Raw genomic sequence first — 21,195 nt, 5'->3', positions numbered from 1 at the left:
TGGCGAAGGCCTTGGCGACATCCAATCTCCCCCCCTTGAGGGGGAGATGCCCGGCAGGGCAGAGGGGGGCGCCTTGGCGCTGGCATCACCCGGCCCCTCACACCGCGCTAAACACCACCATCTGCGCCAGCCCACCATCTTGGCGGTTCTCCAGCGTTACGGTTCCCCCGTAGCGCTCGATGATCTCCTTGGCGATGGCAAGGCCCAGGCCGGCGCCGGGAACGGATTGCTGGCGGCCGGGGTCGACGCGAAAGAAGGGCTCGAAGGCCTTGTTGATGAGGTCGGGCGGGATGCCCGGGCCGTTGTCGGAAATGGTCAGCACGGCGCGCTTGCCGGCGACGGCAAGTGCGATGGTGCAGGCCTTGCCGTGGGTGGCGGCGTTGACGATCAGGTTGCGCAGCGCCCGGCGCAGGCCGAGCGCGCCGGCGCGCACCGAAACCTTGTCGAGGTGGCCGATGGAGACGGCATGGCCGAGCATGACCATTTCGGCCGATATGTCGCGCACCATCTTTTCCAGGTCGAGCGGTTCGACGGCGTCCTGGTTCACCTCCTCGCGCACCAGACGGATGGCGCTGTCGGCGATGCGGTCGAGTTCGTCGAGGTCGTGAAGCCATTTGTCACGCTCCTCGTCGAGGAATTCGGCGCGCAGCCGCATGCGCGTCATCGGCGTGCGCAGGTCGTGACCGGCGGCGGCCACCAGCCGCATGCGGCTTTCCATGGCGGTCCGCAGCCGCGACGAAAGCTGGTTCAGCGCATGCGCCGTCGCCTTGACCTCGGCAGAACCGACTTCGGGCACCGCCGCCAGCACGCCGTCGCTGCCGATCTTGGAGACGGCTGTTTCCAGCATCTCCAGCGGCCGGATGAGCACCGAGGTGAAGTAGACCGAGACGGCGGTGGCGCCGGCCACGATCAGCGATATCCAGCCGGCCAGCACCAGCCACTCGCGCCCGGGCGGATCGATATGGGGAATCTCGACGATCGCCCAGCGGCTATCGGGCAGGCGCACCGAGGCATGCTGGCCGGGCGCGTCCGGCCTGTCGCTGACGATGGCCAGCAGGTCGAAACCGCGACGGCGCAGCAGATCGTTGAGCATGGCGGTCTTCGGCCGGTCCACCTTGCCGTCGGCCGGACGGTCGCTGAATTGCACGCGCAGCACATCCGGGATAGGGCCGGGCAGCAGCCGCACCACCAGTTCCATCTGTTGGGCGACCCAGGGCACGGTCAGCTCCGGCGGCGGCCCGCCGCCGCGCACACTGATGACGGCAACCGTCGCCAGGCCGACGACGCCGACGATCGAGGCGACCAGCAGCAGGATGAGGCGGCGGCGCAGCGAGTTCACGCCTGCGCCTCCACCGTCTCGACACGCGCGGTGAGCTGGTAGCCGCCATTGCGCACCGTCTTGAACAGCGGCCCGTCGCCGGTGTCGGTGAATTTGCGGCGCAGTCGGCTCATCAGCACGTCGACCGAGCGTTCGAGCGGGTCGCGTTCGCGGCCTTGCGTGAGATCAAGCAGCTGGTCGCGCGACAAAAGCCGGCCGGGACGGTCGAGGAACACTTGCAAAAGGTCGAACTCGGCGCCTGTGAGGTCGACAGCCGCGCCTTGCGCGTCCGTCACCTTGCGGGTGTCCGGCTCCAGCCGGTAGCTGGCGAAGCGATAGATGCGGGCGCGAGGCGGGGCGGGCGCGTCCTCGGGCGTCGAGCGCCGCAGCACGGCGCGGATGCGGGCGGTGAGTTCGCGCGGGTTGAACGGCTTGCCGAGATAGTCGTCGGCGCCGAGTTCGAGACCGATGATGCGGTCGACATCCTCCTTCAGCGCCGTCAGCAGGATCACCGGAATGTGCGGCTTGCGATCGCGCAAGGCACGGCAGATGTCGAGCCCCGAACCATCAGGCAGCATGACATCGAGGACGATGAGGTCGAACTGGCCGAGACCCAGCTTCTGCTCGCACTCACGCCGGTCCGCCGCCACCGAGACGCGAAAGCCCTGGCCGTCGAGGTAGCGGCCGAGAAGCGTCCTGATCTCGCGATCGTCGTCAACGACGAGGATATGGGGTTGTGACTGCATCATCGTGCCCTTGCCCGTAATGGCCGTGATTATAGGGAGAGCGCGCATAAGCGGCATGGAAAATTGCAACGCAATGTTTCCGGCGGGCCGCTGGAAACATTCGGAAACAAATTGCCCCTTTGCGGAAACCTTCGGCAACACGCCGACGCGAAGCGGACAAACAGGCTTCCTATCCTCATGGCCGTCCGATGCATGAGAGAAAGGAACATCGTCATGCGAAGCAGACTTCTTGCGCTCGGCCTGTTTTCCGTCGCCGCGGTTCACCCCGTGCTGGCGGCGCAGCCCGATCCCGCCACGGCGCCTGGCGATGCGCCACCGATGGCAATGCAGGGTGGACCGGACCATGGCCCAATGCCATGGTTCGGCCAGAATGGGCCGACGCGGCATGGTCCGCAAAATTGGGGTCCGCAAAGCTCGGGTCCGCAGGAAGGCTTTGGCCCCCGGCGCATGGGACCGCCGCCGGAATTCATGCTCGCCGCCCGGCTGGCCGCGCTCGAGACCCGCGTCGGCATCCGCAGCGAACAGCTCGATGCCTGGCGGGACTATACCAGCGCGCTGCAAGCCGTGCTGACCCCGCCACGGCATGATCGTGGCCCCGGTGCCACTGGCGGTCCTGATGCCGGCGGGCCCGAGGCCAAGGGTCCAGATGTCAAGGGTCCCGATGCGGGTCCGGGCGGCAAGGCCGATGCCTTCGCCTTCCAGGAAAGACTGGCCGACGAGGTCACGGCGCGCGCGGCTTCGGCCGCCAAGCTGAAGGACGCGATCGCCGAGCTGCGCACCAAGCTCACCCCCGAACAGCTCGAAATCCTCGCTTCGGCGGAACGCCCCCACGGACCACCCCCCGGTCCCTGGGGCGGCCCGCCGGATGACGCAGCCGGACCAGGAGGGCCGCCCGACCAGGGCGGACAGCTTCCGCCACCCCAGCCCGGGAATGGCTGAACCCTGACCGGCCGCGCCGGCCGGCCCGGTACCCAACCCGTTCTCGGGCCGGCCGGTTTTTTCAAGGGATGGCGGCCGCACCATCCCACCGTTTCAAAGCAAAAAATGGAAGCACGGCAATGTGGGAAGCCATGATGATGCTGCGGCTGATGGCATCGATGAGCCCGCGATTCTCGCTCGGCCAGCGCGCCAACCATGCCATGCCGCCAGTCCTGCCGGTCGATACGCTGAAGGGCGCGATCCGCCTGAGCTTCGCAGCCTGGCGGCTGTCGCTGCCGCTTTCACAGCAGCCCGATAGCCACGGACATCATGACCGCAAGATCGCGTAAGACATGGGCGAGGGTTGGCATACTCTCGTCGATGGGCATAATGGGGTCGGTGGGCATCTCGTCCGGATCCCCGATCTTCGGGTACGCTCCGGCCGCGGAGAAGGAGCGCGACATGGGCCGCTTCGAAGCACTGCTCGACGCCCCCCGCACGCCGGCGTGGCCCATCGTCTCGATCGCCATGACCGGGCGACCAAACTTGCCCATGCCGGCACGCACTCTCCGCCGCTCCCGCGATCCGGAGCTTCAAGCTACAGCAACTCCAGCGAAAGATCGAGGCCATGCATCTCAAGCCTAGCCAGTCCGCTTTGTCGGCAAAGACCCGCCGGCTCGCGCCGTGGACGGCGGTGCTCGCCGCCACCCTTGTCCTGGCGGCCTGTTCGCAGGAGCAGAGCAAGACCCCCGCCGGCATGGGCGGCGTCGGCAAACCGGAAGTCGGCGTCGTCACGCTGCATCCGCAGTCGGTTGCCATCACCGCCGAATTGCCGGGGCGCACGGCCGCTTCGCTGATCGCCGAGGTGCGCCCGCAAGTGGACGGCATCATCCAGCAGCGTCTGTTCAAGGAAGGCGCCGAAGTGGTGGTCGGGCAGCCGCTCTACCTCATCGACCCGGCCAGCTACAAGGCAGCCTATGACAGCGCGGTGGCGTCGCAGCAGAAGGCGGAAGCGGCAGTGCCGACCGCGCAGGCCAAGTTCGACCGCTATGCCGGCCTTTTGAAGCAGAACGTTGTTTCCAAACAGGATTATGACGATGCTGCCGCCACGCTGGCGCAGGCCCAGGCCGATGTGGCGTCGGCAAAGGCCAGTGCGGAGACCGCGCGCATCAGCCTCGACCGCACCTCGATCACGGCGCCGATCGCCGGCCGGATCGACAAGTCGACGCTGACGCCGGGTGCCTTGGTCACCGCTAACCAGGAAACGGTGCTGACCACGATCCGTTCGCTCGATCCGATCAATGTCGACGTCACGCAGTCGAGCACCAACCTGCTCAATTTGCGCCAGGCGATCTCGGAAGGGCGGCTGAAGTTCAGCGGCCCCAATGTCAGCGTCAAGCTGAAGCTCGAGAACGGCACCATCTATCAGCAGACCGGCAAGCTGGAATTCGCCGGCGCCAATGTCGATCAGACCACCGGCACCTTCGCGCTTCGCGCCGAGTTCCCCAACCCGGACCGCCTGCTTTTGCCGGGCATGTATGTGCGCGCGCTGGTCGAGGAGGGCGTTGCCCAGAACAGTTTCCTGGTGCCGCAGCGCGGCGTCAGCCGCAACACCAAGAGCGAGGCGACGGCAATGGTGATCGACGCGGCGGGCAAGGTCGAGACACGTGTGCTCGCGGTGCGCAACAGCGTCGGCAACAACTGGCTGGTGGATTCCGGCGTCGGCGACGGCGACCGTGTCATCGTCGAGGGCATGCAACTGGTACGCCCCGGCGGCGATGCCACGGGCGTCGAGGTGACGATCGACGAGGCGACCGGCGAGATCAAGGACCGCGGGCAAACATCGGCCGTGCCCGCCGCATCCAAGACCGCCAGTAACCAGTCGACCGGGAACTGAGCGATGTCACTATTCTTCATCAACCGGCCGATCTTCGCATGGGTGATCGCCATCGTGATCATGCTGGGCGGCCTTCTGGCGCTCACCACGCTGCCGATCTCGCAATATCCGCAGATCGCGCCGACCACGGTCAACATCAGCGCCACCTATCCGGGCGCCGATGCGCAGACGGTGGAGAATTCGGTGACTAAGGTCATCGAGCAAGGCATGACCGGCATCGACAATCTCGACTACATGACGGCGACCTCGACCTCGACCGGCTCGGCCTCGATCACGCTGACCTTCACCAGCTCCGCCGATCCCGACACCGCACAGGTGCAGACGCAGAACAAGCTGCAGCTGGTGCAGTCGCAGCTGCCGCAAGTGGTGCAGAGCAACGGCATCACCGTCTCCAAATCCTCGACCGGCTTCCTGATGGTCATCGGCTTCGTCTCCAGCGACGGCAAGATGAACTCGACCGATCTCGCCGACTATGTCGACGCCACCGTCAACGACACGCTGAAGCGCGTCGAAGGCGTCGGCTCGACGCAGCTTTTCGGTTCCGGCTATGCCATGCGCATCTGGCTCGACCCCGACAAGCTCGCCAAATACGCCTTGATGCCGAACGACGTGGCAACCGCCATCGAGGCGCAGAACACGCAGGTGTCGGCCGGCCAGCTCGGCGGCCTGCCGGCGCGCAAGGGCCAGCAGCTCAACGCCACGGTGACGGCCAAAAGCCGGCTGCAGACCGCCGAACAGTTTCGCAACATCATCCTGAAGAGCCAGACCGACGGCTCGCTGGTGCGCCTCAACGACGTCGCCACCGTCGAGCTTGGCGCCGAAAGCTACACGACGCAGGCCAATTACAACGGCAAGCCGGCGGCGGGTGTCGCCGTCAACCTGGCGACGGGCGCCAACGCCATCAGCACGGCGGAAGCGGTGCGCACGACGATCAACCGGCTGAGCTCGACCTTCCCGCAAGGCGTCGAGGTCGTCTACCCCTACGACACCTCGCCCTTCGTGCGGCTGTCGATCGAGGAGGTGGTCAAGACGCTGGCCGAGGCGATCGTGCTGGTGTTCCTGGTGATGTTCATCTTCCTGCAGAATTTGCGCGCCACCATCATCCCGACCATCGCCGTGCCGGTGGTGCTGCTCGGCACGTTCGGGGTGTTGTCCCTATTCGGCTATTCGGTCAACACGCTGACCATGTTCGCGATGGTGCTGGCCATCGGCCTCCTGGTCGACGACGCCATCGTCGTGGTCGAGAATGTCGAGCGCGTCATGGCGGAGGAAGGACTGCCGCCCAAAGAAGCGACGCGAAAATCGATGCACGAGATCACCGGCGCGCTGATCGGCATCGCCACCGTGCTGTCGGCCGTGTTCGTGCCGATGGCCTTCTTCGGCGGCTCGACCGGCATCATCTACCGTCAGTTCTCGGTGACCATCGTCTCGGCCATGGTGCTCTCGGTGCTGGTGGCACTGGTGCTGACGCCGGCGCTTTGCGCCACGATCCTGCGGCCACCCAAGGACCACGCGACGCAGACCGGCCCGTTCGGCTGGTTCAACCGCACCTTCGACCGCGGCACGACGGCCTATCGCGACGGCTCGCACGGCATCATCAACCGGTCTTGGCGCTTTCTTGCCGTCTTCCTCGCCATCGTCGTCGCCATGGGCTGGATGTTCGCCCGGCTGCCGAGCTCGTTCCTGCCGGAAGAGGACCAGGGCATCCTGATCACCAGCGTGCAGCTGCCGGTCGGCGCCACGCAGGACCGCACCGAGCGCGTGCTGAAGCAAGTGACCGACCACTATCTCAATGACGAAAAGGACGCCGTCGAGGGCGTCTTCACCGCCTCCGGCTTCGGCTTCGGCGGCGCCGGGCAGAATGTCGGCATCGGTTTCGTGCGGCTGAAGGATTTCAGCCAGCGCAAAACGGCGGCCTCGGCGGCGCAGGCGATCGCCGGCCGCGCCATGGGCGCCTTCTCCAAGATCAGGGACGCGCAGGTCTTCGCGCTTGCCCCTCCCGCCATCCAGGGTTTTGGCAACACCAACGGCTTCGACTTCTACCTGCAGGACGTCAACGGCGCCGGCCATGACGCGTTGATCCAGACGCGCAACCAGCTCCTGGCCTTGGCCGGGCAAAGCAAGCTGCTCGCCAACACTCGGCCCAATGGCCAGGAGGACCAGCCGCAATTCTCGGTCGACATCGACCAGGAAAAGGCAAGTGCGCTGGGCGTCAGCCTCGCCGACATCAACAACACGCTGTCGAGCGCCTGGGGCAGCGACTACGTCAACGATTTCATCGATCGTGGGCGGGTGAAGCCGGTCTATATGCAGTCGGATGCGAACTTCCGCATGCAGCCGGAAGACCTCGACAAATGGCAGGTCCGCAATGCCAGCGGCGCCATGGTGCCGTTCTCGGCCTTCGCCTCCAGCCACTGGACATTCGGCTCGCCCCGGCTCGAGCGCTACAATGGCTCGGCGGCGGTCGAGATCCAGGGTGCGGCGGCCACGGGCATCAGCTCCGGCGCGGCGATGGACGAGATCGACAGGCTGATGGCGCAACTGCCCGCCGGATATTCCCACGAATGGACCGGGCTGTCGCACCAGGAGCGGCTTTCCGGCAACCAGGCGCTGTCGCTCTACGCGATCTCGGCGCTGGTCGTGTTCCTGTGCCTGGCCGCCCTTTATGAAAGCTGGTCGATCCCGTTCGCGGTCATGCTCTCGGTGCCGATCGGCATCTTCGGCGCGCTGGCGGCGGCCACGCTGTTCGGCCAGACCAACGACGTCTATTTCAAGGTCGGCCTGCTGACCACGATCGGCCTTGCCGCCAAGAACGCCATCCTGATCGTCGAGTTCGCCATCGAGCGACAGACAGCCGGCATGGGGCTGGTCGAGGCGACACTGGAGGCAGCGCGACAACGGTTGCGGCCGATCCTGATGACGTCGCTGGCTTTCATCCTCGGTGTCACCCCGCTCGCCATCGCCAGCGGCGCCGGCTCCGGGGCGCAGAACTCGGTCGGCATCGGCGTCATGGGCGGCATGATCGCGGCGACGGTGATCGGCGTCTTCCTGGTGCCGCTGCTGTTCGTCACGGTGCGGCGGATCTTCAAGGGCAGGGCGGCCAAACCAAGTACTGGACCAAGTACTGGGCCAGATACCGGACAAGGTACGGGCGAGGCGCCGGTGACGGCCAACCAGCAATAGGAAACTTTACATGACAGGTTTGGAACGTGGCCCGGTGGCCGCGGGGCGGCTCTTCGTGCCCATGATAACGGCAGTTTTGCTCGCAGGATGCGTCGTCGGCCCGGACTATCGGACGCCCATCCTGGCGATGCCGGCGAACTGGAGCGGTGAGAGGCCGACGAAATCCGTCCAGCCGGCGCAACTGTCGCGATGGTGGCAGCGGCTGCGCGATCCGCAGCTCGACACGCTTGTCGAGGAAGCGGTTGCCGGCAATCTCGACGTCGCCACCGCGAAGGCCAAGATCCGCGAGGCCCGCGCCAGCTATCGCCAGACCGCCGCCACATTGCTGCCATCCGTGGACGGATCCGGATCGGTCACCCGCAACAAGTCGGCCGATACAACGACGGGCAGCAATGCCACCTACACCGAGTATCAGGCCGGCTTCGAGGCGAGCTGGGAACTTGACCTGTTCGGCGCCAACCGCAGGGGCGTCGAGGCCGCGCGCTATGGTGTGGATGCGTCCGAGCAGGAATTGCGCTCGACGCTTTTGACCCTGGTTGGCGATGTCGCATCCACTTACACCCAGGCGCGCGGTTACCAGGCCCGGATCGCGCTCGCCCGGCGCTCGGCCGTGTCGCAGCGGCAGACCGCCGCACTCACCCGCACCATGGCGCTGGCAGGGTCGGCGACGGCCGCTGACGTCGCCAAGGCGATGGGGCAGGCGGCCAGCACCGAGGCCTCGGTGCCGACGCTGGAAGCAAGCTATGCCGAGGCCGTGCATCGTCTGTCGGTGCTGACCGGCCGGCCGCCGGCGGCACTCAGCGAGCGGCTGAAGCGCAGCAAGCCGATCCCGTCGCCGCGCCTGCCGATGCCGACCGGGATTCCCGCCGACATCCTGCTGTCGCGCCCCGACGTCCTCATGGCTGAGCGGCAATACGCGCAATACACCGCCAAGGTCGGCCAGGCAGAAGCGGCGCGTTATCCGTCGGTCAGCCTGACGGGAAACATCAGCACGGCGGCCCTCAATCTCGGCGATCTCGGCAAGAATTCGTCGATCGGCTGGTCCTTCGGGCCGACGCTCAGCGTGCCGCTGTTCAACGCCGGCCAGCTGCAAGCGGCGGCCGACGTCGCCCGGGCGCAGCGCGACCAGTATTTCATCGCCTACCGGGCTTCTGTGCTGACCGCGCTGGAAGATGTGGAGAATGCGCTGGTGCTGATGGCGCAGGAGCGCATCCGGATCGGCAAGCTTGCCTCGTCGGCGAAATCCTACGGCGAGGCGGCGAGTCTCGAAGGCACGCTCTACAAGGCCGGCGAGACCAGCCTTCTCGATGTGCTCGACGCGCAGCGCTCGCTCTATTCCGCCGAAGACTCGCTGCTGCAAAGCCGCGTCCTCCTGGCGACCAACTACATCGCCCTCAACAAGGCGCTCGGCGGCGGTTGGGACGGCACGGTCGACAGCGGCAGGCCCGAAATAGTCGACGTCAAGACCGGGCCACGGCTGGCGTCGAAGGCGGCGGCGCAGTGACCAAAGGGGGGCCATGCTGAACCGTGATTGTCGTCTGAACTTGGCATCAAGACGGGCGCGCTGATGAAAACGGGCGGCCCGCCAGGCTGGCTGTGCCCTTATCAACGCCTCCGCGCTGCCTCACGACAGGCGGGCCGGTTCACCCTATTGCCATGCTCCGGGAAGGTTTTCGCCGGGCGGCATGGGAGGATGAAGTCAATTGACATCGACGCCGGTTGCCAGTCGCGAAGCGGCGCCTTTGCCTGTCGCGGCGCTGATGGGCGCCATGGTGTCGATCCAGATCGGCGCCACCTTCGCCAAGACCTTGTTCCCGGTGATCGGCGCACAGGGCACGACGACGCTCAGGCTCGTCGTCGGCGCGCTGATGCTGATCGCGGTGCTGCGGCCCTGGCAGATGCGGCCTTCGCGCGCCACCTTGCCGTGGCTCATCGCCTATGGGGTGACGCTCGCAGCACTCAACCTCTTGTTCTACGCGGCACTTGCCAGGATTCCGCTCGGCGTAGCCGTGGCGCTGGAATTCTCCGGCCCGCTGCTGGTGGCGACGCTGACCTCGCGGCGCGCCAGCGATTTTGCCTGGATCGCGCTTGCGGTCGCCGGCATCGTGCTGTTGTCGCCGTTCATCCGTTCGCTGCAGCCGCTTGACCCGGTGGGGGTGGTGCTGGCACTGGCGGCCGGCGGCTTCTGGGCGCTGTACATCGTGCTTGCCCAGAAGGCCGGCGCGGAACTCGGCTCGCGCACGACCGCCTACGGCATGGCGATCGCCGCCGTTCTGGTGTTGCCCTTCGGCGTGGCCGAGGCCGGCGTGGGACTGCTTTCGCCATCGATCCTGGTCAGCGCATTGCTTGTCGGCCTGTTCTCCAGCGCGCTGCCGTTCTGGCTGGAGATGGTGGCGCTGACCCGCATGCCGGCCCGCATCTACGGCACGCTGACCTGCCTGGAGCCGGGGCTGGGCGCGCTCGCCGGCTTCCTGTTCCTGCACGAGAGCCTGACCGCACCGCAACTGGCCGGCATCGCCGCCGTCATCGTCGCTGCCGCCGGCACGGCGCTGACGTCGAAGCCGCCGGTGCCGTCGCCGGAGTAGGGGTAGCGGGCAGGCGAACGCGCGAAAAGTGGTTCAGCGTTCGCCCCCGCCGTCAGCGAGCATTGCCTCGATCCGGCCGAAATACGTTCGCTGTTTTTCTCGTCAGAATTTTACGCTGAGGTTTGCCTTGGCGCCATTGTCGACCGCTCCGCCGCCGAACTGGCCGGTGTAGGACAGGCCGAGCGTGGCGTTGGAGGCAAGCGGCAGATCGACCCCTGCCTCGACTAGCGCGCTGTCCTTGGCGATCGGCACGCCGGCGATGGTGAAGGCGTCGCCGCCGGCGAAGGCAAAACTGGAGGTCGGCGTGACATCGCCGAAGGCATGGCGCCAGCCAAGCGTGCCGCGCGCGGTGGCGCCGATGCCGCCAAGCATGAAGTCGGTCGAGCCTCGCAAGCCGAGCGTGGTGAAGGTGGCGTCGGCGGTGCGGCCCTGGCTGGTGAGTGCGGCTGGGCCGCCCGTCTCGGTGAAACCGTCGGTGTGGACGCTGACATAAGCAAAGTTGGCGAACGGCTCGAACTTGAAGCCGCCGCCAGTCTCGGCCTTGTAGGCGAGTTCGCCGAAGATTTGCGCGGTGCTGGCATCGTAGTCGGCCGACAGCCCATCCGTGAAGCCGTTAAAAACGACGGAGCGATGCGTCGAGAGGCTGCTCCAAGAGTAGGCGGCGCCGGTGCGGAAAGCGATGGCGCCCCAGTTGGTGCCGCCATAGAGACCGAGATGGTAGCTGTCGCTCTTGCCGGAGGATTGGCGCGCGTCGGCATCGAATGAGGAATGGCTGTAGCCGCCGAGAACGCCGACGCGCCAGCCGCCGACCAGCGTGTCGGCGCCGGCCAGCAGGCCGCCGGTCGATCGATCGAAGGCGGCGGCATTGCCGTCGCTGTCGGTCTTGCCCCAGGAGCCGAAGGCCTGGCCCCAGACGGCAAAGCGGTCGGTGTCGGCGGCGACCATTTCCGGCCCGCCTTCGCCATAGGCCATGACCGGGAGGGCAGCCGTGCCGGCATCGCCGAAGGCCGCACGGATTCGGGAAGTCGCGGCGTCGCGCACGAAGCGGCTGTCCTCGACCAGCATGCCCTTGGCCGAAGCGTGGATCTCGCCGGAAAGCTGGTCGAAAGCGTCCTGGGCAGCGGCTTCGCTCGGCAATGCAAAGATGGCATCGAACAGCGTATTGCCGCTGCCAAGACTTTCCGCGCCGCCGCCGGTGGCGATCTGGTTGGGCGTCAGGCCGACGGCGGCGAAGGTCTTTGCCTGCACCACATCGAGATAGACATGCTTCGGGTCGTAATTGGCGACAAGGCCGACGAAGGGGCCGGCTCCGGTCAGCGTATAGGTGCCGGTGACGCCCGTATCGGCTTGCAGCACGGTGTAGTGCGTGCCCAGCACATAAGGCGCTGCGTCCGTCTTGACCACGTCGAGGACAGCGCCGTCGGCGATCGTCGCCGTTCCCGTCGCCATGATGAGATCGGACTGGCCGGTCGAGGTCAGCTCGACCTGGTAGATCGAGCCCGCCGCCTGGTCGACATTTCCCGCGACATGGAGCGTGCCGATCGAATTGCCCGGCGCGATGATGCCGCCCGACTTTGCGACGATGCCGCCGACTGTGCCGTTGCCGCTCAATATGCCGCCGGAGACCGTCACCAGCGAGCTAGCCAGCGAACCGTTCACGGCCAGCCGTCCGCCGACCACGTAGGTGGCGCCGGTGAAGCCGCTCGAATCCGCCGTCAGGTTCGTCGTGCCGGCGATCTGGTTAATCGTGCCGGCGCCGCCGATCGCCAGGGCGAAGGCGTAGTTCGTGTCGGTATGATTGAAGTTGATTGTGCCGTCGCCCGATCCGAATTGCACGCTCGCGGCATTGAGCAAGCCCGGCGCCAGCGCAGCCGCACCGGTCGCGCCGCCGATGTTGAGCGTGCCCGAGGAGGCCGCCTGGCTGGCAATAGTGACGATACCCGCGGCTGAAACGATGCCGCCGTTCGAAATCGTCAATGTGCCCGCACCGTCGAGGCCAACCGTCAGGCCGGCGCTGCTGGTCCAGGTCGCGCCAGCTCCGTTGACCGTCGCCGTGCCGGTCGAGCCTGGATTGTAGCCGACATAGCCCCAGGCATTGGTGACCGTGCCGCCATTCAAGACATTCAGTGTGCCGGTTCCGAGGTTGCCGAGATAGAGGTCGCCGCTATTGGCCCAAATCGAATTCGCACCAGCCACGGTCACCAGACCCATTCCTGTAGCGACGCCGCCAACCGTTGCGGCAGCGCTCTTGACGCTTCCCCCATTTGAGATGGCCAGCGTGCCGGTACCCGCGGTGCCGACGGACAGGGCCGAGCTGTTGATCCAGCTCGAGCCCGCGCCGTCGACGATCACCGTACCGGTGGAGCCGACCGAGTTCCCCAGGTGGCCGACAGTGTTTTTCACCGTGCCGCCCTGGATCGTCAGCGTGCCGACACCGCCGCCGCTGACGCCGACATAGAGAGCCGAACTGCTGTTCCATGTAGAACCCGCCCCGGTGACCAAAGCGGTGCCGACGGAGTAGTTGCCGACATAGCCCAAGACGCTGTCGACAGCGCCCCCGTTCGAAATGGTCAATGTGCCAGTCCCGCTCTGGCCGACAACGAAAAGATTCCCGCTGCTGGTCCATTTAGAGCCCGTGCCGTCGACAATCGCGGTGCCGTTCGAGGCAGCACTGTAGCCAATATAGCTCGAACCGCTGTCGACCGTGCCGCCGCCCGAGATTGACAGCGTGCCGGCGCCGAGACCGCCGACGATCAGCGTGCCGCTGTTTGTCCAGGTCGACTTCTTTCCGTCGACGAACACCATGCCGGTCGAGCCCGCCTTCGCGCCAACAGTCCCCGAGGCGTTGCTTACCGCGCCGCCGTGGGTGATTGCCAGAGCGCCCGCGCCGAGATTGCCAACATAGAGATCGGAGGCATTGCTCCAGGTCGAGCCGGCCCCATCGACGAACACCGTGCCGGTCGAGCCCGCGAAGTCGCCAACATAGCCCAGGGCGTTGCTTACCGCGCCGCCGTTCGTGACCGTCAGCGCACCCTTGCCCTGATCGCCGATGAACAGATTGGAACTGTTTGTCCAGGTCGAGCCATCGACCGTCACCATGCCGCTGGAGCCTGCGGCATAGCCCGCATAACCCACCGAACTGGTGATCGCGCCGCCATTCGTGACCGTCAGCACGCCAAAGCCAGCGTTGCCGACCGCGAGGGCTCCGTTGGCCCAGGTCGAGCCGGCACCATCGACGGTCGCCGTGCCGGTCGAGCCCACCAGGTTGCCCACGATGCCGCTCAGGTTGCTGACCGCGCCGCCGTTCGTGACCATCAGCGCACCCTTGCCCTGGTCGCCGACGAACAGGTTGGAACTGTTTGTCCAGGTGGAGTCCGTACCATCGACCGTCACCGTACCGCTGGAGCCCGGATGCCAACCGATGGTGCCCACGGCATTGCTGACCACGCCGCCCTTGGTGATATCAAGCGTGCCGACACCGAATTCGGCGACATACAGGTCTCCACTGTTGGTCCAGGTCGAGCCGGCCCCATCGACGGTCACGGTGCCGGTGCCATAACCGAAGCCGACATGACCCACGGTGTCGCTCACAGCGCCGCCTTTTGAGATCGTCAAGGTGCCGGTGCTGTTGGTGCCCAAGGCAAGGAAGAGGTCCGAACTGTTGCTCCAGAGCGCATCCGCGCCAACGACGCTCACGCTGCCGTTCGCGTCAGAAGCGTAGCCGAGAAAGCCGGCGGTGTCGGCGAGCGTGCCGCCGCTCGTGATGGTCAGCGAGCCCGAGTAGCTCGCAATGGTGCCGACAAACAGGTAGTGCGCGGCCGCATTTGGCGCATTGATCACGGCCGGGTGGGGGAATGTCGGATCGAGAGAAACGTCGTCCGCCGCTGTCGGCACCGACCCAGGGTTCCAGTTTCCCGCGGTAAACCAGTCCGTCGAAGCAGCGCCGGTCCAGATCTCGGCAGCCGTGGCGGCGATCGGCTGGCCAACACCGATCAGCGCCGTCGATGCCAGCGCCAGACATTTTAACGCCTTCGCCTTGCGGCACCCCAAACCATTCTGCGGCATTCAGTCCCCTCACATTACGGTCGTTTCGCCCTGAGGCCGACATCGCATCGCGGATAGAAATTGTCTTGGGCTGGGCCGCACTGGAATTGGACTGGGGTGAACAGCAGTCCATTTTGTGCGCACTGTGGCAGTTCGGTGCAATCGCGCAGGTGGGCCTGCGGACTACAGCAGGAGCCCATCCCTATCTGGCGCTCGTCGGCGTATGGCCAAACCGGCGGCGAAAGCAGCGATTGAAATAGGACACATCGCTGAACCCGCTTATCATGGCGATGTCGCTGACCCGCATGTCGTCATTGTGTCTTTGCGAGAGCATCTTGTGGGCCCGCTGCAAGCGCAATTCGAGGACGCGCTCGGTGAAGCTGGTGCCGGTCTCCTGAAGGAGATCGTGGACGTAGCGCGCCGACAGGCCAAGTTCTTGTGCGAGGCCTTGGGCGGAGATGCCGGGGTCGGCGAAATTGTCGGCGATCTTGGCCATGATCGCCTGCAGGCGGGCGGCTCGCAGGCCCCGGAGGCCGGCCAGTTCGGCGCGCTGGCCTTTCGCGCCGGTCACCAGGCCGATCAAATCGACGATCGTTTCCGTCGCGTGTGCTATGAGATCTGGCGAGGCGAGGGGGCGGCCAGCTTCAAGCAGCTGGCAATAACGCTTGAGGAGATCGAGCGCTTCGTTTTCGGCGCCTATCTTTAATGCCAGCCTGTCGTCGATCTGCGGGAAGGCCTGTGTGAGGATGGCGCGCGGAACGACCACGTTCGTCCAGACATTCCAGTCGGCACCGCCCATTTTCAGCGCTTCCGCTGCCGTAACCAGGACCGCTTCGCCCCGACCGACGCCGTATTCGCGGCCGGCCTGGGCCCCGGACAACAGGGTGTCGGCCTTGTTGATCAGCAGCAGGTATCCGTCATTGTCGTCGTCGGCGATGTTGCTCGCCTTCCTCGTCGCATGCTTGATTGTTCCGGACATCTGGCCAAGAACCAGTTCTCCCACGGCCGTGGCTTCGATCGAGGCTTGGAAGGGCAGGTTTTCCGATGTGCCATATTCGACCGACCATATCTCCGCAACATGGATGTCCTGCCAGAGGGAAAACCGATCTCGTTCGCTGAGATGCGATGGCAACTGAGCGGATGAAAAGACCGTCTTTTGTGACAATGGTGCAACCCGATATGTATTCGCTAACTCTAATATATTGAGCGCGATGCTTCCCATTCCAAGAATAACCAGCGACAATAGCCGCCAGTATCAACTTGATCGAATTCAAATCCTTAATCGAGATCAACCGCGCGTGGCGTCACCTGAAAGTATGACGCTACAAATTCCTTCGAGGCGAGATCGGAGCAAAATGGGGGGCGTGTGGAGAGGCTGAGCAGCGAAGTTCTCTGTTCGATCATTGGCGATATCTATGATTGCGTCCTGGACCCCGACGGTTGGGCCGGGGTGATGATCCGGATCACCGGGGCTGTCGATGCGGCCTATACCACCATCGCGCTTGCCAGCACCGCCGGCAATCAAGGCCGCTTCGCGGCCCAATCGCCCTGGGATCCCGAGCAGATGCGCGTGCTCCAGGAGGACTATGATTTCGACACGATTCCCGGGCTGAAGGCTGCGGTCGTCGGCGACGTCGACAGTCCTGTCGCGACGCTGTCGCAGATGAGCGAAGCCGAGCTCCAGCAGACTCCGTTTTTTCAGAATTGGGCCAAACCGCAGGGACTGCGCGAAGGCTGCATCACCAAATTCGTCCATACGTCGGACCGGATCGGGCTGATGGGTTGCACCACGCGAGCCAGCAGGGAGGCCATATCAGCCGAGGATCAGCGTTTCCTGGCGTTGCTCTCGCCGCATCTGCGCCGTGCGTCGCTGATCGGAGATCTGCTCGATCAGAGCCGCGTCACCGCCAATCTCTACCGCCAGGCACTCGACCATCTGGCGGTGCCTGTTGTCCTGACTGGAGCCAGTGGAGCGATCCTCCACGCCAATGGCGCCGCCGAACGGATGTTTTCCGCGCAAGGCCCCATTCTTTCGAGGAACGGTGTGCTCCAGGTTCAAAATCCGGCGGTGGCCCGCGCCCTGCTGGAAGCGATCGCCAGCGCGGCGAGCGCGGATTTTCTGCTTGGCTCCCGCGGCATTGGCCTGCCCATTTCGGCCCCGGGCCAGCCGCCCGCCGTGGCCTATGTGCTGCCGTTGAGCGAGGGAACGGCTCGCGCCGCTTTCCAGCCCGCATGTGCCGCCGTCTTCGTGTCGACGACGACGTCCTCTTCCCCGCTCCCCGAGGCCGTTCTCACCACCTTGTTCGACCTTACGCCGGCGGAGGCGCGGGTCCTGTTGCGCATCGGCAGCGGATTGTCCGCCTCGAAGAGCGCGTCGTCTCTCGGCATCGGCGAAAACACGCTGAAAACGCATCTCAACCGTATCTTCGCCAAAACCGGTACGAGACGCCAAGCCGATCTCGTCAAACTCGTCTCGGACATAGGTACGCCGCTGGCGGTTCAGGCCTCAATAGGCTAAAGCCGCTCGCCGCCGAACACAGGCCACCGATCGACTGAGGCCGAATGGCCACACCGACCGAGAAAGCATTGCAGTGCTCTCCAGGACAATTCAGGTGCGGCCCAGCCCAAGACGGGACCGGCGGACAATGCAACACCGGGGACGCGACAACAGCTGGATCTCCGCGACGCATTTCGCGCGGGACCATAACCCTTGGGGCGGCAGACAAACAAATGAAAACCCTTCTTCTCGCGACAGTCTTCATTCTCGGGCCTGTCGGCATGGCCTGCGCGGCCGACATCAATGAGGTTTCGCCTGTTGCCGGCTACGACTGGTCCGGCCTCTATGCCGGCGTCGATGCCGGCTACGCGGCCGGAAAATCCAATCTCTTCATCGCCGGCGGCGGCTTCGGCGGCGGATCCGACCTCAACGTGCCGCTTGATCCGGACGGTTTTGTCGGCGGCATCCATATCGGCGCCAACTACCAGATGGCGAACAACTTCGTGATCGGCGCCGAGGCTGATATCGCCTACAGCAATGCCGATGGACTGACACCTGTCGACACCGGCGGCGGTGGCGTCACCACATTGCTCAAGAGCGAACTCAAATGGCAGGGATCGGCGCGGCTGCGGGCGGGCTATGCGTTCGACCGGACCTTGCCCTACATTACCGCCGGCGTGGCCGCGGCCAAATATGAAGTGACCGCGATCAGCGCCGGCCCCGGCGGTGAAATACCGTTCCACGACGAGAGCCATGTCGGCTGGACGGTTGGCGCCGGAATCGAGCATGCCTTCACCGACAGATGGATCGCGCGGGCCGAATACCGCTACTCCGATTTCGGCAGCCAGGACCTCTCGTTGGCAGCCGGTCTTCCGACGGTGACGAGCGTCGATCTCCAGACGCACGATGTCCGGGTCGGCCTCAGCTACAAGTTCTGATCCACAAGGCCGAACAATACCCCGCGCCGGCTTTTTCGGCGCGGGCAACGCAATATTTCGGGGCAACATACAAACGATGAAAACCATTCTTCTTGCCATGGCGGTCATCACGCCTGTCGGTATGGCGTCGGCAGCGGACACCAACGTGGTTCTGCCGGGTGACACCACCTACAACTGGTCCGGAGCCTATATCGGCGCACAGGCCGGATATGCATGGGCAAATGCAAGGGTGGGCCAGACCTTTGCCCCGGGCAGCTTCGACGACTACGGCTGGGGATACAATCCGTCGGGTGGGTTCGGCGGCCTGTATGCCGGCGTCAATCATCAGTTCGATAGCGGGCTTGTTCTTGGCATCGAGGGTGACTACAGCTTTGCCGGCGTGAAGGACACGACGCATTATCGAGCGCTTGGTGTCGATGACCCGGCCTTTGGCGGTGAACTCAAACTGGATACGGTCGGCTCGCTACGCCTGAGAGCCGGCTATGCGGTGGATCGGTGGCTTCCCTTTGTCACCGGTGGCCTGGCGGTGGCAAGCTACAAGCACACCACCGTGAACCTTCCCGGCAGCACACCTTACGCCGACGTCAAGGGCACAGTCGCAGGCTATACACTTGGCGCCGGCGCCGAATACGCGGTTACCGACAATTGGCTGGTTCGCGGCGAATACCGGTTCGCCGATTTCGGCCGCCACACTTCTGTGCGCCACTCCTTGGTTAATGGTGCTCCTCTAAACCCGGATGCGGTCGACCTGACGACGCATGATCTGCGGATCGGCGTGGCCTATAAATTCTGACCGCCGAAGCCGCCAATCTCCCCCTAGAGCGGGGAAATTGCGCTCAGCCGCGTTCGCCAATCATTGCCACCATTCCCCTCATGGACTTCGCTGAAATGGAACCCATATTGAGTCCATGGAGCGTTGAGCGTGTCCTTCGCGCGGGTGGCCCTTCTTGCCGTGACCCTTGTCGTCGCGGCTGTCGTTTCTCCCTTCCCTTCGGCCGAGGGCGAGAGGCTTGCGTTGAGCGTCGCCATCGACGGCGCCATCGGGCCGGCAAGCACCAGGCAACTCGAGGAAGTGCTTGACGTCGCCGCCCGGCGGGACGCCGCGGTCCTCATCCTGAAGCTCGACACGCCCGGCGGGCTGGTTACTTCGATGCGCGAGATGATCGCCGACATCCTGGCCTCGCCGGTGCCGGTCATCGGCTATGTCGCGCCGGCCGGCGGCCACGCGGCGAGCGCCGGCACCTATATACTCTACGCCACCCATGTCGCGGCGATGGCGCCCGGCACCAATCTCGGGGCTGCATCACCGGTCGAGATGGGCGGGCTGCCGTCGCTTCCCGGCGGCGAGAAGGACAACGGCCCGGCCAAGGACCAGAAGGATGCCAACGGCCGGCCGGCCGGCGATGCGATGATGGCCAAGGTGACCAACGACGCCGTCGCCCTGATCCGCTCGCTCGCCGAATTGCGCGGGCGCAATGGCGATTGGGGCGAGAAGGCGGTGCGCGAGGCGGCGAGCCTTTCGGCCAATGCGGCGCTGAAGGAGCATGTCATCGACTTCGTCGCCCGCGACACCACCGAGCTGTTGCAGCAGGCCGATGGCCGCACGGTCGATGTGGCCGGCAAGAAAGTGGTTCTGGCCACCAAAGGGCTACCGGTAGAGACGCTGGAGCCCGGCTGGTTCATCCGGCTGCTCGCCGTCATCACCGACCCCAACACCGCCATCATCCTGATGCTGGTCGGCGTCTACGGCATCGTCTTCGAGTTCACCAGCCCAGGCGCCGTGGCGCCCGGCGTCGTCGGCACCATCTGCCTCGTGCTCGGGCTTTATGCGCTCGATCTCTTGCCGATCAACTATACCGGCCTTGCCCTGATGCTGCTGGGCATCACTTTCCTGGTCATCGAGGCGTTCAATCCCACCGTCGTGCTTGGGCTCAGCGGCGTGGCCGCCTTCGTGTTCGGTGCCGCCATGCTGATGAGGGTCGAGGGGCCAGGCTTTGCCATGTCATGGGCCGTCATCGGTCCCGCCGCCGCACTGACGCTTGGGCTGGCGCTGCTGACCGGCACCTATGTCTGGGCGGTGCGCCGGAACCCGCCGCGCGACGGTGGCGAGGCCATGCGCGGCGTGCCGGCCGAGATCCTCGACTGGCAGGGCGGCGAGGGCCATGTGCTTGCCTTGGGCGAGCGCTGGCGGGCGAAGGCGGATGAGCCGATCGAGGCGGGCGACAGCGTCGAGGTCACCGACATCAGCGACCTGGTGCTGACCGTGCGGCGGCGCGATGCGGGACAGAATGGAGCAAGACAATGATGATTGGTTATGTGGCCTATCTGGTCGTCGCGCTGATAGTGATCATGTTCCTGTCCGCGGCCATCCGCATCCTCAGGGAATATCAGCGCGGCGTGGTCTTCACGCTCGGCCGCTTCACCGGGGTCAAGGGTCCCGGCCTCATCATTCTCGTCCCCTTCGTCCAGCAGATGGTGAAGGTCGATCTGCGGGTGGTGGTGCAGGACGTGCCGCCGCAGGACGTGATTTCGCGCGACAACGTCTCGGTGAAGGTCAACGCGGTGCTCTATTTCCGCATCGTCGACGCCGAGCGGGCGGTCATCCAGGTCGAGGATTTCATGGCGGCCACGAACCAGCTGGCGCAGACCACGCTGCGCTCGGTGCTCGGCAAGCACGAACTCGACGAAATGCTGGCCGAGCGCGACAAGCTCAACAGCGACATCCAGGAGATCCTCGACCAGCGCACGGATGCCTGGGGCATCAAGGTGTCCAATGTCGAGATCAAGCATGTCGACCTCAACGAGAACATGATCCGCGCCATCGCCAAGCAGGCGGAAGCCGAGCGGCTGCGGCGCGCCAAGGTGATCAACGCCGAGGGCGAGCAGCAGGCGGCGGCGAAGCTGGTCGAAGCGGGGCGGATGCTGGCGGCCGAGCCGCAAGCCATGCAACTGCGCTATTTCGAGGCGCTGCACGACATTGCCGGGGAGCGTTCGTCCACGGTGGTGTTCCCGCTGCCGGTCGATCTGCTCGGGCAGTTTTTGAAGGGGCAGGGGAAGTGAGGGCGTTGC

The 21,195-nt window shown here is 65.4% G+C and carries 15 protein-coding genes; 11 read left to right on the top strand and 4 right to left on the bottom strand.

What is annotated here, in order from left to right; genetic code table 11:
- Nucleotides 1-97 precede the first annotated feature (97 nt).
- Complete coding sequence (locus FJ978_RS31035) at nt 98-1,339, bottom strand: ATP-binding protein (RefSeq protein WP_140576584.1); 1,242 nt, start codon at nt 1,337-1,339, stop codon at nt 98-100.
- Nucleotides 1,336-2,064, bottom strand: a complete 729-nt coding sequence (locus FJ978_RS31030) for a response regulator (protein WP_041164725.1) — start codon at nt 2,062-2,064, stop codon at nt 1,336-1,338. Before FJ978_RS31030 ends, FJ978_RS31035 begins: the two co-directional genes overlap by 4 nt.
- 213 nt (nt 2,065-2,277) lie before the next feature.
- On the opposite strand from FJ978_RS31030, the gene FJ978_RS31025 reads away from it, so the two are divergent.
- The 6 genes from FJ978_RS31025 to FJ978_RS31000 all read left to right on the top strand — a co-directional run bounded on the left by FJ978_RS31025 (nt 2,278) and on the right by FJ978_RS31000 (nt 10,647).
- Nucleotides 2,278-3,003, top strand: a complete 726-nt coding sequence (locus FJ978_RS31025; RefSeq protein WP_140576582.1) for a hypothetical protein — start codon at nt 2,278-2,280, stop codon at nt 3,001-3,003.
- A gap of 119 nt (nt 3,004-3,122) precedes the next feature.
- Entirely contained in the window at nt 3,123-3,332 is a 210-nt protein-coding gene (locus FJ978_RS31020; protein ID WP_013894387.1) for a hypothetical protein, read from the top strand.
- A gap of 278 nt (nt 3,333-3,610) precedes the next feature.
- On the top strand, nt 3,611-4,879 hold the full coding sequence (locus tag FJ978_RS31015) for an efflux RND transporter periplasmic adaptor subunit (RefSeq protein ID WP_140576581.1): 1,269 nt from the start codon (nt 3,611-3,613) through the stop codon (nt 4,877-4,879).
- A gap of 3 nt (nt 4,880-4,882) precedes the next feature.
- The gene (locus FJ978_RS31010; protein ID WP_140576579.1) at nt 4,883-8,062 is read left to right on the top strand and encodes an efflux RND transporter permease subunit; all 3,180 of its coding nucleotides are present in this window, start codon (nt 4,883-4,885) and stop codon (nt 8,060-8,062) included.
- Between the two features lie 10 nt (nt 8,063-8,072).
- Entirely contained in the window at nt 8,073-9,566 is a 1,494-nt protein-coding gene (locus FJ978_RS31005) for an efflux transporter outer membrane subunit (protein WP_140576578.1), read from the top strand.
- A gap of 199 nt (nt 9,567-9,765) precedes the next feature.
- Complete coding sequence (locus tag FJ978_RS31000; protein WP_140576576.1) at nt 9,766-10,647, top strand: DMT family transporter; 882 nt, start codon at nt 9,766-9,768, stop codon at nt 10,645-10,647.
- Nucleotides 10,648-10,749: 102 nt separating this feature from the next.
- Here FJ978_RS31000 and FJ978_RS30995 read toward each other — a convergent pair whose 3' ends face one another.
- Both FJ978_RS30995 and FJ978_RS30990 read right to left on the bottom strand, forming a co-directional pair.
- Nucleotides 10,750-14,712: an autotransporter domain-containing protein gene (locus FJ978_RS30995; protein ID WP_140576575.1), complete on the bottom strand. Its 3,963-nt coding sequence runs from the start codon at nt 14,710-14,712 to the stop codon at nt 10,750-10,752.
- A 181-nt stretch (nt 14,713-14,893) separates the two neighbouring features.
- A complete protein-coding gene (locus FJ978_RS30990) occupies nt 14,894-15,913 on the bottom strand; it encodes an AraC family transcriptional regulator (RefSeq protein ID WP_140576573.1) in 1,020 nt (339 codons plus the stop codon).
- A gap of 231 nt (nt 15,914-16,144) precedes the next feature.
- Between FJ978_RS30990 and FJ978_RS30985 the strand changes: the two genes are divergently transcribed.
- The 5 genes from FJ978_RS30985 (at nt 16,145) to FJ978_RS30965 (ending at nt 21,186) form a co-directional block, all read left to right on the top strand.
- On the top strand, nt 16,145-17,209 hold the full coding sequence (locus tag FJ978_RS30985) for a LuxR C-terminal-related transcriptional regulator (RefSeq protein WP_246678235.1): 1,065 nt from the start codon (nt 16,145-16,147) through the stop codon (nt 17,207-17,209).
- Nucleotides 17,210-17,421: 212 nt separating this feature from the next.
- The gene (locus FJ978_RS30980) at nt 17,422-18,126 is read left to right on the top strand and encodes an outer membrane protein (RefSeq protein ID WP_140576570.1); all 705 of its coding nucleotides are present in this window, start codon (nt 17,422-17,424) and stop codon (nt 18,124-18,126) included.
- Nucleotides 18,127-18,202: 76 nt separating this feature from the next.
- Complete coding sequence (locus FJ978_RS30975; protein WP_246678234.1) at nt 18,203-18,919, top strand: outer membrane protein; 717 nt, start codon at nt 18,203-18,205, stop codon at nt 18,917-18,919.
- Between the two features lie 129 nt (nt 18,920-19,048).
- Nucleotides 19,049-20,431, top strand: a complete 1,383-nt coding sequence (locus tag FJ978_RS30970) for a nodulation protein NfeD (protein ID WP_140576569.1) — start codon at nt 19,049-19,051, stop codon at nt 20,429-20,431.
- Nucleotides 20,428-21,186: a slipin family protein gene (locus tag FJ978_RS30965; protein ID WP_140576567.1), complete on the top strand. Its 759-nt coding sequence runs from the start codon at nt 20,428-20,430 to the stop codon at nt 21,184-21,186. Before FJ978_RS30970 ends, FJ978_RS30965 begins: the two co-directional genes overlap by 4 nt.
- Nucleotides 21,187-21,195 lie beyond the last annotated feature (9 nt).

Origin of the sequence: Mesorhizobium sp. B1-1-7 (genome assembly GCF_006442705.1) — a bacterium.
GTDB classification, from domain to species: Bacteria; Pseudomonadota; Alphaproteobacteria; order Rhizobiales; family Rhizobiaceae; genus Mesorhizobium; species Mesorhizobium opportunistum.
This window is presented reverse-complemented; position numbering and strand designations above follow the sequence as displayed.